The following is a 17239-nucleotide window of genomic DNA, read 5'->3' as shown; positions in this document are numbered from 1 at the left end:
ATCCTTTCTCTCTCTGCAAATTTATTATAACAGCCGAAGTATAGGCTGACAAGAGGCATGGAGGCATTGTAAGGAAATCGGAGAAATCGTAAGAAAAATGTTATGAACGGCGTTTTTTATAGAAAGAAAGCACCGGGACCGCAGCCCAAAGCAGATGGGAAGCGGCTCCGGTGCCGGTTTGAACGGATGAAATGATGTTTGCGGGTTACTGCTGGATGATTCCGTTTACGTCAACGGTCCAGATTTTATCGTTGGAATCCTTCACATCCTTGAAGCCGTTTCCAAGCTCCGGTTTTGCGGCGGATTTGGAAGAGGAGGATGCTTTCTGGATGGCGCCGTTGGTGCCTACCAGGTAGGATACGCCATCCAGCTGTGCTGGTGCATAGCGCAGGTCCCGGTCTGCATCCAGGCGAAGTCCCTGTACATAGACATTGTTGTCGCGGACACCGTGGAAGCCACGGCCCTTATTGCCGCCGTCGGTGTAGAAGAACCAGGTCTGGTTTTCACCGAGATCCTCATCGTAAATGGTCTGCTTGCCAGTCTTCATGACACCATCATCACCAAAGTAGTAGTTTGCGGTCTGGCCGTCCTCGGCGATCACGCTCTGAAGGCCGGTCTGCAGCTCTCCGCGCTCATTGAAGCCAAAGCGTCTGCCGTCTACGGTAAATACCTGTACGCCGGCTGTCGCATAGTACGGGCGTCCTTTCTTGATATAGAAGATGAAGGCTTCGCCCTCTTCGCTGATCTCCGGAGCTCCCTCCATCTGGTACCAGCCGTTGCCGCGCTTGCCGTCCTCCTCATAGAACTGGTAGGAGGCGATAGCCGGGAGTGCGCTGTTTATTTCAGCGTATTGTGCATCGGAACCGGTTGCAGTCTCAGCGTCAGGACCGGATTGCGCGTCTGCAGATGCCTGGGCAGTCTCCGGCAGGCGGAACCATCCGGTCTGCAGGATACCGTTCTGGAAGGTGTAGCAGGAACCGTTGATCTTACGGTCGATCTGATTCATAACCATGCGTCCGTTGCTGTCAAAGAAATGCCATACGGTATCCTGATCCAGCTCCTCGTTCTCATTTTCCAGCTCGATCCAGCCGGTTTTCATGGCGCCGTCGCCTTCCTCACCAAGGTAGTAGGTGGCGCCGTCTAACTCCAGCATGCCGGTCTGCATGTGGCCCTCTTCATTAAAATAGTAGTTTTTTCCGTCAATCTCCTGCCATTTGGAGACCACGCTTTTTCCATCTTTTCCGTAGTAGTACCAGTAGGTGTCCGGAGCTTCAGAGTCCCATTCGTCCTCATTCGCCTCGCTGATCCACTGGTTGATCACGCGGCGGCCTTCCTCGTTTACATAATACTCATCGATCATGCAGGAACGGGAAATATAGCCGTCCTCGTTTAAGTAATACCACTCGCCGTCCTTCTTTTTCCAGGAATCGGTCAGGTAGTAGCCCTCGCTGTCTCTGTAGCGGAGCTCGCCGTCCTCGGTCAGCCAGCCGGCGGTTGCGGCCAGTACGGTGGAAACGCTTCCCGGAATGGAAAGAGCGAGTGCAGGGGTTGCCGCTGACATTGCCGCAGCGGTGGATAATACAGCCAGTAATTTGTAATGTTTGTTCATGATTTTTATTTCTCCTTTTTGCTTGTGGAACGTTGGCCGAAGATCCGCAGTTGCATTACGGTGGTGATTATAGCGGATTTGATACAGCTTGAAAAGTGAAGGTTACTGGAAATCCAGCCACGCTCTGCCAGTCGAGATTTTGGGATGCAGGATAAGGGAATGTATGGTATACTAGTAGCATTGGAGAGAAAGAAAACGGCATATGAGCCGTACAGGATTCATACAAAACACAACAGGAGGAGATTCCCAATGAAGATCAAAGTATCCAACTACATTGCCGGGAAACTGGTAGAGGCAGGCATCAATCAGGTCTTTACGGTTACGGGGGGAGGTGCCATGCATTTAAACGATGCACTGGGGCATCAGGAAGGGCTGCACTGCCTGTATCAGCATCATGAGCAGGCCTGCGCCATTGCGGCAGAGGCATATGCCAGAATCCACAACAAGATCGGAGCGCTGTGTGTGACCACAGGCCCCGGCGGTACCAATGCCATCACTGGAGTGGTGGGCGGCTGGCTGGATTCCATTCCTATGCTGATCTTATCCGGTCAGGTCCGTTACGACACCACGGCCCGCTGGTCCGGCGTGGGCATCCGCGCTATGGGTGACCAGGAATTTGATATTGTGAAATCCATTGACTGCATGACAAAGTACAGCGAGATGGTCATTGACCCGCTGCGGATCCGCTACTGTCTGGAAAAGGCTATTTATCTGGCCTACTCCGGACGTCCGGGTCCGGCCTGGCTGGATATCCCGCTGGATGTGCAGGGCGCATATGTAGACACAGAACAGCTGGTCGGCTTTGACGCTGCAGATTATGAGGCGGGCGGCACCGGATGGGCCCTGCATACCGTAGGGCTGGATCATACCTCCGGCGCAGCCGTATTTGCGGGAGCAACCGAGGAGAAAGAAAAGAAAGCGGTCCTTGCAGGCGTGCATGGAACGGAGGGAACCAGTGTGGTAGAGCCGCCTCACGCCATTGCGGAGGATTATGCCGGAAAGGGCGAGCACCGTCAGGTACTTCCGGCTCCGGTTTCCAGAGAACTGGCAAAAGAGATCATCGAGAAGATCCGAAACGCAAAACGTCCGGTCCTGTATGCCGGAAACGGAATCCGCATTGCAGGAGCGTTTGACGCGTTTATGGAAGTGGCAGACGGACTGGGGATTCCGGCAGTGGTAGGCTGGAATGCCAACGACTGTATGTACGATGACTGTCCGTGGTACGTGGGCAGACCGGGCAACCTGGGTGACCGGCCGGGCAATCTGGCGGTCCAGAACAGTGACCTGGTATTTTCTGTCGGAAGCCGTTTAAGCATCCGCCAGGTGGGCTACAATTACAAGACCTGGGCCCGCGAGGCATATGTGATCATGAATGATGTAGACCCGGAGGAATTAAAGAAGCCGAGTGTACATGTGGATATGCCGGTCCATGCGGACGCAAAGGATCTGATGGAAACCATGGCAGCGGTCCTTCGGGAGGAATACGATAAAAAGCCGGTATTTGACGGCGGAGAGGGCCTGCCGGGCATGACCTGGAGCGAGACCTGCCGTATGTACCGGGAGAAATACCCGACCATCCGTAAGGAGCAGCTGAAGCCGGATCCGGAGCATGAGGCGAACGTTTACGCGGTGATCGAGGCGATCAGCAGCCGTTTAAGTGAGGACCAGATCACAGTAGTCGGCAATGGTTCTGCCTGTGTGGTAGGCGGACATGGCTACATTATGAAGAAGGGACAGCGCTTCTTATCCAATTCCGCGATCGCATCTATGGGCTATGACCTGCCTGCTGCGATCGGCGCCTGCATGGCAGCTCACGACCCGGAGCATGAGGGAGACGGCTACAGCCGCCATGATATTATTCTTGTAACCGGTGACGGAAGCATTCAGATGAACCTGCAGGAGCTGCAGACCATCATCCATCACAGGATGCCGATCAAGATCTTCCTGATCAACAACGGCGGCTATCATTCCATCCGCCAGACCCAGAAGAACTTCTTTGGCGAGCCGTTAGTGGGAATCGGTACAGACAGCCATGACTTAAGCTTCCCGGATATGGAAAAGCTGGCTTGGGCTTATGGCTATCCATATATTGCGGCACATCACAATGAGGAGCTGGCAGAGGCTGTGGAAAAGACCCTGGCTGTGGACGGACCGGTCATCTGCGAATTCTTTGTGACCATGGACCAGAATTTTGAACCGAAGTCCTCCGCAAAGCGTCTGCCGGACGGTACGTTAGTATCTCCGCCGCTTGAGGACCTTTCCCCATTCCTTCCGGATGAGGAGATGGACAAACTGATGATCATTCCGAGGATGAAATAATGCAGGTCGTAGTAACAGGCGCAACAAGCTTTATCGGCGCGGCAACAGTGAAAAAATTAATGGAGGCGGGGCACCGGGTTTTTGCGGTGGTCCGCCCCGCTTCGTCTAACATGAAGCATCTGGAAACGATGGCAGCCGGAAATACTCCGGGAAGTCTTAGCATCTGCCCGCTGGATCTGGCAGAGATCCGGACGCTCCACGGCTTTTTGGCGGATGCCTGGGTCCATATTGGCTGGGATGGCGCGGGCAGCGACAACCGCACAAAGCGGGATGTGCAGCAGCGCAATGTCACCTATGCCCTGGATGCGGTGGAGGCAGCGGCAGCGCTTGGCTGCCACCGTTTTTTATTTACCGGTTCCCAGGCAGAGTACGGAGTCTGGCACCGGACAGTGGCGGAGGATACGCCCTGTCATCCGGTGTCTGAATATGGCAAGGCAAAGGTGGATTTTTGCGAAAAAGCAAAAATACTTTGCAAACAGAAGAATATGGAGTATATTCATACGAGGATATACAGTGTGTACGGTCCGGGGGACCATCCCTGGTCTCTGGTGCAGTCCTGCCTGCGCACCTGGCAGGAGGGCGGCAGCATGAAGCTTGGGGAGTGTACACAGAACTGGAATTTTCTTTATATCGATGACGCGGCAGCGGCCCTGGTTTCCCTACTTACGGAAGCCCCGGCCGGTGTCTACAATATTGGCAGCAGCGATACGCGGCCGCTTCGGAGCTACATTGAAGAAATGTATGCCCTGTGCGGATATCGTGGAAGCTACAGCTATGGAGAGCGTCCGCAGAACGCGGAGGGACCGGCAGACCTGATGCCGGATATCAGCCGGATCCTGCAGGAAACCTCCTGGCGGCCTGCCAGAACATTTGCGGAGGGAATTTATGAAACATTGCATAGCCTGCGGGAAGCTTCTGCCGGAAGCAAGCCTCTTTGAGCTGACATCTGCCCCGGCTTCTGCCCAGGATATTCCGGATGCTGCTTCCGTGCAGCAGGATAAGGGAGTGACCCTTCAGCTGCGCCAGTGCAGCGGCTGCGGTCTCGTCCAGTTTGACTGTGAGCCGGTGCCCTATTACCGGGATGTGATCCGGGCAGGCGGCGGGTCTTCTACCATGCGGGAGCTGCGCACCACCCAGTACCGCCACCTGATCGAGACCTACCATCTGGAGGGGAAAACGTTTTTTGAGGCCGGCTGCGGACGGGGAGAGTTCCTGAAATTTTTGCAGGAGTTTCCGGTGGAAATCTACGGAATGGAGCACAGAGCAGATCTGGTGGAGACTGCGCAGAAGGAGGGACTTCATGTCTGGAGAGAATTTCCGGAGCGGGAGGACCAGCATTTCGGTCATTCCCCGGAGGCCTCCATGCTGCCGGAGAGCGGCTGGAGCATGCCGGAGAAGCCCTTTGATGTGTTTTTATCCTTTAACTTTTTAGAGCATCAGCCAAGACCGGATATCATGCTGAAGGCCATCTGGAACAATCTGGCAGAGGACGGCATGGGACTTGTGACGGTGCCGAGCCTGGAATATATCCTGGAGAAGGGCAGCTATTACGAGCTGATCCGGGACCACATTGCCTATTACACCTTCGATACGCTGCGGGCGCTGCTGAACCACTGCGGTTTTGCGGTGCTCGAGGAGGAAATGATCAACCGCGATACCCTGTCCATGATCGTGCGCAAGACGGCAATGCCAGAGGCATCTGCCGAAAGTGCGGATGACCGGAAAGCTGTGGCAGATTGTGCCAGAGCAGATGCCGGCATCATCGCCCCTCTGATGGAAGGCCATGAGATTGTAACTGCCGAGGTGCGCGCTCTGACCGGGCGTCTGGCCCGGGAAGGCAAACGTCTTGCCATGTGGGGTGCCAGCCATCAGGGCTTTACCCTGGCATCGACTTCGGAGCTTGGAAAGCATCTGGCCTATATCATTGATTCTGCCCCATTTAAGCAGGGGCGGTTTGCGCCGGCCTCCCATGTGCCGATCGTGCCGCCGGATCATTATTTTGAGGAACCGGTGGATGCGGTGCTCATTGTGGCACCGGGTTATACCGATGAGATTGCGGGAATCATAAAGACAAGGTTCGGCGGAAAGGTGGAGATTATGACACTCCGCACTAACCGGATCGAACACTTATAGAAGCACAGGCGGAGCTCTGCGGCAGATCCAGGCCGCGGAGAGGACGCAGGGATGGAGGAACTATGACAGAGCTTTCAGGGAAACGGATCGTGATGACCGGAGCCACCGGTTTTATCGGAAGCCATGTGGCGAAGCGTTTTCTGGAGGCAGGCGCAGAGGTATACTGCCTGGTGCGCCCGGAGTCTCAGAAAACAGACTGTCTTCCGGTTCATGAGCATCTGCACCGGATCCCGGCACAGATGGATCAGGCGGTGGAGTGTGTGCCGCAGATCGGCCATGCCGACGCGTTTTTACATTTTGCGTGGCGCGGCGTGAACCGCCAGGAGATCGATTCTCCCGCGGTACAGAAGTTAAATATTGATGGCTCCCTGCGCTGCATGGAGGCGGCAGGACTTCTGGGATGTCAGGTGTTTATGGATGCCGGCTCCCGTGTGGAGTACGGGATCACGGCCGACGGCACCATGGAGGAGTCCATGGAATGCCATCCGGTCAATGAATACGGAAAGGCAAAGCTGGCTTTCTTTGAACAGGCGAAGCAGTTATGCCGGGAACTGCAGCTGACTTACTATCATCTGCGGTTTTTCAGTGTTTACGGAAAAGGAGATCATCCGTGGTCCATCATTTCCACGCTGACCAGGGAGCTGCCGGAGGGAAAGACCGTCTCCTTAAGCGCCTGCCGCCACCGCTGGAATTTTATGGACATTGAGGATGCCTCCCGCGCTGTGGTGGAGCTGTACCGTTACAGCGACAGCCACCGGGGCGAGTGCCATGCGGTGAACGTGGCTTCGGAGGATACCCGGGTGCTGCGGGATTTTGTGGAGGAGATCCACAGTCTCTGCGGTGGAAATGGAAATCTGGAATACGGAAGCTTTGTCCAGGCGAAGGAGGGGGCACTCTCCATCTGTCCGGTCAATGAAAACCTCAGGAGGCTGACCGGTGGAACCTGGAAGGAGCAGATCTCCTTTGCGGAGGGGATCCGGCGGATGCTTGGATAAGAAAACAATATACAACTTTGGAAGGAAATGATTATGAAAAAGATCAGTGTGCTGATCCCCTGCTACAATGAACAGGAAAATGTAGAGGCCATCAGCAAGGCAGTGCTGGAGACCCTGACATGGGATCTGCCTCAGTACGACTACGAGTTGGTGTTCATCGACAATGATTCAACCGATGAAACCCGCCCGATCCTGCGCAGGCTCTGCGCAGAGAACCCGAAGATCAAGGCAATTTTCAACGCCCGCAATTTCGGACAGTTCAATTCTCCGTATTACGGCATGCTGCAGGTGACCGGAGACTGCGTCATTGAGATGGTGGCAGATTTCCAGGATCCGGTGGATATGATCCCGAAATATGTGAAGGCCTGGGAGGAGGGCTACAAGATCGTCATCGGCATTAAGACCAGCAGCAAGGAAAACAAGATCATGTATGCCCTCAGAAGCTTTTATTATAAGACCATCAAGCGGCTGTCTGACGTGGAGCAGATCGAGCATTTTACCGGCTCCGGGCTTTATGACCGAGACTTTATTGAGGTTTTACGGAACCTGGATGACCCGACTCCGTTTCTGCGGGGCATTGTGGCAGAGCTTGGCTATAAGCGCAAGGAAATCCCTTACGAGCAGCCGAAACGCCGGGCAGGAAAGACCCACAACAATTTCTACCGTCTGTACGATGCGGCCATGCTCAGTGTGACCTCCTATACGAAGGCAGGTCTGCGCCTGGCAACCTTTGTGGGGGCCATCAGCGCCTTCTTAAGCATGGTGGTAGCCATCGTTTACCTGGTCATGAAGCTGATCTGGTGGGACCGTTTTCCGGCAGGCATGGCGCCGATGCTCATCGGAATGCTGTTTCTGGGATCGGTGCAGATCTTTTTTATCGGTATGGTGGGCGAGTATGTCCTTTCCATCAACCAGCGTGTGATGCACCGTCCGCTTGTTGTGGAAGAAGAACGTCTGAACTTCGAGGAGAAATAATTTCATGAAATACAAGATTGATGTGGTAAGGATCCGGGAAAATTCCATTCAGCTAAACGGATGGGTCATCGGAAAAACACCGGAGTCCAAAGCGGAATTTGAGGTCCTGGACCAGAACAAAAAGCCGCTGGAGATCAAATGCGTGGCAACTCGTCGGGACGATGTGAGCCAGATCTATTACAAGCAGGTCTATGACCGTGATTATGGCTTTGACATTCAGTTCCCATATGAGCGCGGCGCGGATTACTGGCTGGTCATCCGCTGCGACGGCAGGACCGCCCGGGTGAAATACAATGAGGAGCTGATCGCAAAGCGCGCCAGCGTGGCGCACAAGCGCATGGAAAAGATCAGAGATCTCATGAATATGGAGACGGTGCATGTGGCACTGGAGTTTGGAAAGAAGCACGGCTTAAAGGCTCTGCTCTTAAAATCCCGTCACAAGCTGCAGGGGCTGGACAACGACTATGACTATGGCGAGTGGTATGAGCTGACCCGTCCGAAGGAGGAGGAGCTGGCCGCCCAGCGGGAGGCAAGGTTTTCGTATGAGCCGCTGTTATCCATCGTCATTCCGGCCTACAGGACACCGGAGAAATATCTGCGGGAGATGCTGGACTCCATTCTGGCCCAGACCTACAAAAACTGGGAGGTATGCGTGGCCAACGGAAGCCCGAAGGGTGAGGGCGCTATTGTGAGCCGCGTCATGGCAGAGTACACCAGAAAGGACAGCCGCTTCCATGTGTTGGAGCTGGGAGATAACCTTGGTATTTCCGGCAACACCAACGCGGCCCTCCGGATGGCGAAGGGAGATTTCATCATTCTGGCCGACCATGACGACACCATCCCGGAGCATGCGCTCTATGAGGTGGCAAAGACCATCAACGGGCATCCGGACTGTGATGTGATCTATTCCGATGAGGATAAGCTGGATATGGACGGAGGCGCGCTGTTCGACCCGCATTTTAAGCCGGATTTTAACCCGGATCTCTTAACCAGCGTCAACTATATCTGTCACTTATTTGTGGTAAAACGTGCCCTGTTAGACCGGGTGGGCGGCTTTCGCCATGAGTTTGACGGCGCGCAGGATTATGACTTTATCTTCCGCTGTACCGAGAACGCGAAGGAAATCTGTCATATCCCGAAGGTGCTGTATCACTGGCGCTGTCACCAGGAATCCACGGCCAGCAACCCGGAGAGCAAGCTGTACGCCTTTGAGGCAGGTGCAAGAGCCATCATGGCCCATTATGAGCGCTGTGGCATTCCGGCAGAGAAGGTGGAGAAGGGTGTGGACTACGGCATTTACCATACCACCTTTAAAATCCAGGGCGACTCGCTGGTGTCCGTGATCATCCCGAACAAGGACCACAGCGTGGATCTGGACCTGTGCATCCGTTCCATCATCGAGCGGGCTACCTATAAAAACCTGGAGTTTATTGTGGTGGAGAACAACAGCACCGAGCAGGAGACCTTTGCCTATTACGAGAAGATCCAGAAGGAGTTTCCGCAGGTGAGGGTGGTGCGCTGGGAGCGGGAGTTCAACTATTCCGCCATCAACAACTTTGGCGCGACCTTTGCGAAGGGCGAATACCTGATGCTGTTAAACAACGATACCGAGATTATTGCCCCGCGCCTGTTTGAGGAAATGCTGGGCTTCTGCCAGCGAAAAGAGGTCGGTATTGTGGGCGCGCGCCTGCTTTACGAGGACGACACCATCCAGCATGCCGGTGTGGTGATCGGCTTTGGCGGCGTGGCAGGCCATACCTTTATCGGTCTGCATGAGGCGGAGAACAGCTATTTCCACCGCGCTATGTGCGCCCAGGATTACAGTGCCGTGACAGCAGCCTGCCTGATGGTGAAAAAATCCGTGTTTGAAGAGGTAGGCGGTCTGACCGAAGAGCTGGCCGTGGCTTTCAATGATGTGGATTTCTGCTTAAAGGTGCGCGCGGCCGGTTATCTGGTGGTTTACGCGCCGTACGCGGTGATGCATCACTACGAGTCCAAGTCCCGCGGACTGGAGGATACACCGGAGAAGGTGGCACGCTTCAACCGCGAGTGGGCCCTGGTGGCAAAGCGCTGGCCGGATATTTTACAGAACGGCGATCCGTATTACAACCCGAACCTGACACTGCGCAAGTCCGATTTCTCCCTGCGGGATCTCTTAAAAGAGAAGATCGGCGAGCCGTACAAGCTGCCTGAGATCAAAGAGCAGTAAGCTGGAGGAAGACGCATGAAAAAAGTAACGATCGTGATTCCGAATTACAACGGCTTAAAGTTCATGGAGCCGTGCATGGCTGCCCTGGATAAGCAGCTTTGCCGTGACTTTGAGCTGCTGGTGGTGGACAATGGCTCCACCGACGGCAGTGTAGAATGGCTGAAGGAGCACGGGCTTCCGTCCATATTCCTGGAGACCAATACCGGCTTTTCCGGCGCGGTGAATGTGGGGATCAAGGCAGCAAAAACACCCTATGTGATCCTCTTAAATAACGATACCGAGACAGAGCCGGAGTATGTGGGCGAGCTGTTAAAGGCCATAGAAGCTTCTCCGAAGATCTTTTCCGTCAGTCCGAAGATGATCCAGCTTTACCATAAGGAGCTGATGGATGATGGCGGCGATATGTACAGCATCATGGGTTGGGCTTACCAGAGGGGCGTGGGACAGGAAATCGAACGCTATGACCGTCCGTGCCACATCTTTTCTGCCTGTGCCGGAGCAGCGATTTACCGCCGGGAGGTCTTTGAGAAAATCGGTTATTTCGATGAGATGCATTTTGCGTATCTGGAAGATATCGATGTGGGATACCGGGCCAAGATTGCGGGATACTATAATTTATACTGCCCGTCTGCGAAGGTGTTCCATGTGGGAAGCGGCACCAGCGGCTCTAAGTACAATTCCTTTAAGGTGAAGCTGGCTGCCCGCAACAACGTGTACTTAAATTACAAGAACATGCCGGCACCGCAGCTTCTGATCAACAGCATCCCGATCGCCGCGGGGATTGCCGGGAAATACTGCTTCTTTAAGAAGCTGGGCTTTGAGAAGGATTACGTGGCCGGAGTTTTAGAGGGCATCAAAACCGTAAAAAAGACCCGGAAGGTTCCGTACCGGAAAGAGGATTTTCACAACTATCTTGCCATCGAATGGGAGCTGATCTACGGAGCAGCGCTCTATATTTATGAGTTTTCCAGACGCCAGATCCGGAAAAAAATGGCCGGACCGGCGAAAAGTTAAGAGAAATTTAATATTTCGATCCAGAAAATTCGTGTATAATCGTTACGATTCCATTATACTGCCGGGGGACTATCCTGAAATGGGAAGCCGGCAAGATCCGTTGCTGTTTTGGTAATTTTGAAAACAGTATTTCAGAGATAAAGGTGGACCATATGATAAAAGATAATCAGACCAGACTGAACCGGCTGCATGTGCTTCTGGATGCACTGGTGATCGCAGCCGCCTATGTATTCAGCTGGTTTATTACACTGAAGAGCGGATTGTTCGGAGCAGATCCTGAGGCTGGTATCCTGCCGACCTGGTTTTACATGCGGGTCCTGGTGGTGATCATACCGGTCTATCTGCTTTTGTATACCGTCTTTCATCTGTTTACGCCAAAGCGGGTGCAGGGCAGACGACAGGAATTTGCCAACATCTGCAAGGCCAATATCATCGGACTGTTCCTCTTTGGAACAATCCTCTATTTAGGAAGAAAAAATCCATACCTGAGGGAATTCTCAGCCAGACTGATGGCCGGCTTCTTCCTGACCAACATTACAGCGGAGACGCTGGAACGAAATCTGATTCGTACCGTGCTACGCTCCATGCGCGCAAAGGGATACAATCAGAAGCATATCATTCTGGTAGGCTACAGCCGCGCGGCGGAGGGCTATATTGACCGCGTGCTGGCCAATCCGGAGTGGGGCTACCGGGTGCGGGGCATTCTGGATGACCACAAGCCGTGGGGCTATGACTACCGCGGCATCAAGGTGATCGGAACCATGAAGGATTTAAAGCCGATCCTGGACATGAACCGTCTGGATGAAATTGCCATTACCTTAAGCCTGAAGGAGTACGGCGGTCTGGAGCAGATCGTAGCGGTCTGTGAAAAGTCCGGTGTGCATACCAAATTTATTCCGGACTACAACAAGGTGATTCCGACAAAGCCTTATACAGAGGATCTGCAGGGGCTTCCGGTCATCAACATCCGCCGTGTCCCGCTGAATGATCCGCTGAATGCGGCCATGAAACGTGCAATCGACATTTTTGGTGCCATTGTGGCCCTGATCCTGTTTTCGCCGATCATGCTGCTTACGGCTATCCTGATCAAGCTGACCTCCCCGGGGCCGCTGATCTACTGCCAGGAGCGGGTGGGACTGCATAACCGTCCGTTTAAGATGTACAAGTTCCGTTCCATGGAGGTGCAGGCACCGGAAAAAGAAAAGAGTGAATGGACCACGAAGCGCGACCCAAGGGTGACCCCCATCGGCCGGGTGATCCGCAAGACCAGCATCGACGAGATGCCGCAGCTGTTCAACGTGCTGTTTGGCAGCATGAGCCTGGTGGGACCAAGGCCGGAGCGTCCATATTTTGTAGAACGCTTCAAGGAAGAGATCCCGCGTTACATGATCAAGCATCAGGTACGTCCGGGTATGACCGGGTGGGCGCAGGTGAATGGCTACCGTGGCGATACATCCATCACCAAGCGGATCGAGCACGATCTTTATTACATTGAAAACTGGACTTTGGGATTTGATTTTAAGATATTGTTTCTGACATTTTTCAAAGGCTTTATTAATAAGAACGCCTATTGACCCGGTCGCCGGAGCAGGCAGGAATGAGAATGAGGTACAAAACATGAGTCACGATTTTGACGATGAGTTAGAGCGCAGTACAGAGCGGAGAAGCAGACGCAACCCACGCATGCGGGATACGGCAGCCGGTGTTTCGTCCGGGCAGGAGGGCGGATACGCGTCCGAGCGGGAGCGTTGGGAGAGCCGCCAGAGAAAACGCCAGGAGGCAGCAGAGCGGGAGCTGGATGTGATGGGAGATTCCCGTATCCATGCGATCCCGAAGCAGCCAAAGCAGGAGGAGCCCAGGGAAACATCCAGCCGGAGCAAGGGACCGGATGTGCGCAGCAGTGCAGCGCGGGAAACCGCAGGCAGCCGTGCGGTACGGGAAGCAGCAGCCGGAAGGACGACCGGCGGAAACGGTCGGCGCAGCAGCCGTTCTGATTTCGGACAGAGCGAGGCAAAGAAAAAGCGCAGACGCCGTATCATTGCCATGATCGTGGCAGAGTGTATCGCGCTGGTGGCTATTTTCAGCTATGCGTTCATGGCCCGTATGATGTCACAGATCCAACGCTCGGAGGAGTTTAAGATCAGCGAGATCAAGACAAACGACATTGCGATGGATGCGGAAGAGAACATGAAGGGCTACTGGACCATTGCCATCTTTGGTGTGGATGCCCGTGACAACGCAATCGAGAAATCTACAAACTCAGATGTTATCATCCTCTGCAACATCAACCGGGATACCGGCGAGATCAAGCTGGTATCGGTATACCGTGATTCTTACTTAAATATCAACGATAAGGGATCCTATACCAAGATCAACCAGGCTTACTTTGTAGGAGGACCGAAGCAGGCCGTCGAAGCCCTGAACCGCAACCTGGATCTACAGATTCAGGATTATATGACCTTTAACTGGAAGGCCGTAGCCAATGCCATTGATGTTCTGGGCGGTGTTGACATTGAGCTGAGCAAGGCGGAGTTCTACTATATTAACTCCTTTATTACGGAAACTGTAAAAGCAACCGGTATCGGTTCCCACCAGCTGACTCACGCAGGCATGAACCATCTGGATGGTGTCCAGGCTGTAGCGTACGGACGTCTCCGTCTGATGGATACGGACTACGCGCGTACCGAGCGTCAGCGTAAGATCATTGCCCAGGCCTTTGAAAAAGCGAAAAAGGCTGACTTCCAGACCTTGTATACGTTGATCGGAACCGTGTTCCCGCAGGTGTCTACCAGTGTCTGGGTCGATGATCTGGTAAGCAACGCAAAGAACATCAACAAGTTCCATCTGGGCGAGACTACCGGATTCCCGCAGGCCCGCGGTGACGCGAACATGGGCAAGAAGGGTGCCGTGGTTGTTCCGGCAACGCTGGAGAGCAACGTCATTGAGCTGCACAAGTTTTTGTTCGGCGATGAAAGCTACACGCCATCTGAGACCGTCAAGAAGATCAGCGCAAAGATTTCTTCCGACACTGGTATCTATAAGGAAGGCCAGTTTGTCGGTAATGTAGGAACCGGCGACGGTGTGGTGCAGCCGCAGAAAACCACGGCAGCTTCCAAGAAGTCTTCTGAAAAGTCGAAAGACGAGGAAGGTTATCAGACGGTATACGAGTACGACAAAAACGGCAAGAAGGTCAGCAGGAAGCTTAAGTTGGAAACCGATGCGGATGGCAAGTATGTAAAATACGAGACCGATGCAGACGGCTTCCTGGTAAAGGATGAGACGATTTCCAGCAGTCACGCTTCCACGACTGCAGTGGAGACGGATGCAAATGGCAATCCGGTAGAAACGGAAAGCCGCAATAACCATAAGAACAACGAGACCTCCGCCAGTGAATCCGGTATCACGGATACCAAGGTGACAGACCGGCCGGGAAGTACCACGGAAAGCAGCTCTGCATCCCATCCGGGAAGCAGTACGGAGACCACCTCCTCAGGCCATACAGGCACTACGACACCGACCAGCGCAGCATCTCATCCGGGAAGCAGTACAACGCCGACTACGCCAGCAGCGCATCCGGGCAGCACCGGCGAGAGTACGACATCCGGTTCCGGCAGTACGGTACCGACAGCAGCATCTCATCCGGGAAGCAGTACGGCACCGACCAGCGCAGCTTCTCATCCGGGAAGCAATTCCACAACGCCGACCGGCGCAGGCTCCGGAAATATTTCATCCGGAGGACCGTCCGGAAGCGGAAACGGAAGCAGCTCTTCATCCGGATCCGGACCAGTATCAGCACCGGGACAGTAAGCGCGGTATAGGTATAGAGCGCGAAATGCGAAAGAAAGACAAGGATCGAAAATCAGCAGTTCAGAAGCTGCCGGTTTTCGATCCTTTTTCTATTATTTTCACTTATGGCAGATGTTCACAATTAAATTGCAAAGGGAACACAATTGCAACACATTTCTCTGTTATAGTTCTTTACAGAGTTAAGGAAAAGAAGTACAGAAAGGAGATCATCATGATGTACGAAGAAGACAGAGAAAACAGAAATAATTCGGAAGCAGGTTACAATGACCGCAACGATGAACATATGGAATACCGCAGCAACGAATCCCGGAACACAGAAACCCAGGAGGTCAGAAGAGAGCAGCATTTCGCTGCGGAGAGCGGCCAGAGTAGCAGTGAAACATGGCGGAGCGCAGCCGGAGAAAGCAGCCAGGGCAGTGGCGATAACGGAGCATGGCAGAAAGCAGCCGGTGTGAACGCACAGACCAGCCAGGGCAGCACATGGCAGTCCGCATCACAGGGAGGCAGCCAGAGCAACAGCACATGGCAGTCTGCTGCACAGAATGAAAGTCAGGGCACAAATGCATGGCAGTCCGCTCCGCAGAACAGCAGCCAGGGCAGCACAGCTTCCTGGAATGCACAGGCTTCCGCTCAGGGAGGCGGCCAGCAGGCAGATTCCCAGAACCAGGACCAGCATCATACAACCGGAGGCTGGGCTTGGCGCAGGCCGGAATTTTCTCATGAGTCCCATCAGAAACCGGAACATGCAAAACGCAGCGGACGCAGCATGGCAGGAAAAATTGCCGGTGTTACCGCAGCAGCCGTTCTGTTTGGCACCGTTGCCGGAGGTACGATGTTTGCGGTAAATACCACAGGTGAGTACCTGAAAGGGCAGTATACGACCATCGGCCAGACTGAGACCCAGGCACAGGTAAAGGTAGAACCGTCAGATGACGGCAGCAGCACGACCTCCGGTGCACCGGTTACTTCCGCAATCCAGACCGATGTTTCCTCCATCGTTGAAAAGGCAATGCCATCTGTTGTTGCCATCAACAACACTATGGTTATGCAGCAGCAGACCTGGTTCGGACCGAGCCAGACCGTAGAGGTTCCGAGCAGCGGTTCCGGTATTATTGTGGGCCAGAATGATGAGGAGCTTCTGATCGTGACCAACAATCATGTGGTCGAGGATTCCAAGGAACTGACGGTTACCTTCATTGATAATTCCCAGGTGAGCGCGGCAATTAAGGGCACGGACTCCGAGACCGACCTGGCTGTTATTGCCATCCCGTTAAAGGATATCCCGTCTGACACCATGAGCCAGATCAAGGTTGCAACCCTCGGTGATTCCGATGCGTTAAAGGTAGGCCAGGGCGTTATTGCCATTGGCAATGCCCTTGGCTACGGACAGTCCGTAACCGTTGGTTATGTCAGCGCTTTAAACCGTGAGGTGAAGGCTGAGGACCAGACTTCCCGCACCCTGCTCCAGACCGATGCAGCCATCAACCCTGGCAACAGCGGCGGTGCTCTGTTAAATATGAAGGGCGAGGTGATCGGCATCAATGCAGCCAAATATTCTTCTACTGAGGTAGAGGGCATGGGCTACGCGATCCCAATCTCACAGGCACAGGATATCATCAATGAGCTGATGAACAAGAAGACCCGTGTCGCAGTCGATGAGGCAGACCAGGGCTATTTGGGAATCCAGGGTCAGAATATTGATGAGACTGCAGCAAGTATGTATGGCATGCCGAGAGGTATCTATGTATACAAGATTGTAGAAGACAGTGCTGCTTCCAAGTCTGATTTAAGAGAAAAGGATATCATCACCAAGTTTGACGGCCAGACCGTCCGCACCATGGCAGATCTAAAAGATATGCTGACCTACTACAAAGGCGGCGACACCGTGAACTTAACCGTCCAATCCCTGGAGAACGGACAGTATGTAGAACGTACCGTCCAGATCACACTGGGGACCAAGCCGGCAGGTGAAACAAACTAGCAATTTAAGGGAATAGCACGAAAGGGTCCAAAGTTCCGGGGAGGGCCTACAGAACCGCAGATGCGGTGGAATTTTGTACTTCATTCGCTCCGCCGCCTATTGTTTCCCCTGCGACCCAAACTCACTCGCTGCGCTCGTTCAGACAAGGTTCTCCGGGGAAACGCTATGCTCGCTCATGAATCTGCGAACGCGTCACT

General features: G+C 53.9%; 11 protein-coding genes. 10 read left to right on the top strand and 1 reads right to left on the bottom strand.

Annotation, left to right across the window (positions count from 1 at the left end; translation table 11 throughout):
• Positions 1-205 precede the first annotated feature (205 nt).
• The gene (locus ACMP1L_RS10145; protein ID WP_418452944.1) at positions 206-1609 is read right to left on the bottom strand and encodes an N-acetylmuramoyl-L-alanine amidase family protein; all 1404 of its coding nucleotides are present in this window, start codon (positions 1607-1609) and stop codon (positions 206-208) included.
• Between the two features lie 249 nt (positions 1610-1858).
• Between ACMP1L_RS10145 and ACMP1L_RS10140 the strand changes: the two genes are divergently transcribed.
• The 10 genes from ACMP1L_RS10140 to ACMP1L_RS10095 all read left to right on the top strand — a co-directional run bounded on the left by ACMP1L_RS10140 (position 1859) and on the right by ACMP1L_RS10095 (position 17042).
• Positions 1859-3928, top strand: coding sequence for a thiamine pyrophosphate-binding protein (locus tag ACMP1L_RS10140; RefSeq protein ID WP_418452943.1), 2070 nt, complete (start codon positions 1859-1861; stop codon positions 3926-3928).
• Positions 3928-4866: an NAD-dependent epimerase/dehydratase family protein gene (locus ACMP1L_RS10135; protein ID WP_373245050.1), complete on the top strand. Its 939-nt coding sequence runs from the start codon at positions 3928-3930 to the stop codon at positions 4864-4866. The genes ACMP1L_RS10140 and ACMP1L_RS10135 overlap by 1 nt, the downstream gene beginning before the upstream one ends.
• Entirely contained in the window at positions 4814-6061 is a 1248-nt protein-coding gene (locus ACMP1L_RS10130) for a class I SAM-dependent methyltransferase (RefSeq protein WP_418452942.1), read from the top strand. The genes ACMP1L_RS10135 and ACMP1L_RS10130 overlap by 53 nt, the downstream gene beginning before the upstream one ends.
• A gap of 62 nt (positions 6062-6123) precedes the next feature.
• On the top strand, positions 6124-7056 hold the full coding sequence (locus ACMP1L_RS10125) for an NAD-dependent epimerase/dehydratase family protein (RefSeq protein WP_418452941.1): 933 nt from the start codon (positions 6124-6126) through the stop codon (positions 7054-7056).
• Positions 7057-7089: 33 nt separating this feature from the next.
• On the top strand, positions 7090-8031 hold the full coding sequence (locus ACMP1L_RS10120; RefSeq protein ID WP_418452940.1) for a glycosyltransferase family 2 protein: 942 nt from the start codon (positions 7090-7092) through the stop codon (positions 8029-8031).
• A 4-nt stretch (positions 8032-8035) separates the two neighbouring features.
• A complete protein-coding gene (locus ACMP1L_RS10115; RefSeq protein WP_418452939.1) occupies positions 8036-10240 on the top strand; it encodes a glycosyltransferase family 2 protein in 2205 nt (734 codons plus the stop codon).
• Positions 10241-10255: 15 nt separating this feature from the next.
• Entirely contained in the window at positions 10256-11254 is a 999-nt protein-coding gene (locus ACMP1L_RS10110) for a glycosyltransferase family 2 protein (RefSeq protein WP_118733629.1), read from the top strand.
• Between the two features lie 152 nt (positions 11255-11406).
• Entirely contained in the window at positions 11407-12828 is a 1422-nt protein-coding gene (locus tag ACMP1L_RS10105) for an undecaprenyl-phosphate glucose phosphotransferase (RefSeq protein WP_118733630.1), read from the top strand.
• A 43-nt stretch (positions 12829-12871) separates the two neighbouring features.
• On the top strand, positions 12872-15061 hold the full coding sequence (locus tag ACMP1L_RS10100) for an LCP family protein (protein WP_418452938.1): 2190 nt from the start codon (positions 12872-12874) through the stop codon (positions 15059-15061).
• A gap of 211 nt (positions 15062-15272) precedes the next feature.
• Positions 15273-17042: a S1C family serine protease gene (locus ACMP1L_RS10095; RefSeq protein ID WP_243025853.1), complete on the top strand. Its 1770-nt coding sequence runs from the start codon at positions 15273-15275 to the stop codon at positions 17040-17042.
• The last annotated feature ends 197 nt before the right edge of the window (positions 17043-17239 follow it).

The sequence above is a fragment of the Ventrimonas sp. genome (genome assembly GCF_048380235.1).
In the GTDB taxonomy this organism is placed as follows: Bacteria; Bacillota; Clostridia; order Lachnospirales; family Lachnospiraceae; genus Brotaphodocola.
Note: the sequence above shows the minus strand (reverse complement) of the source record. Positions and strands in the feature narration are given on the sequence as shown.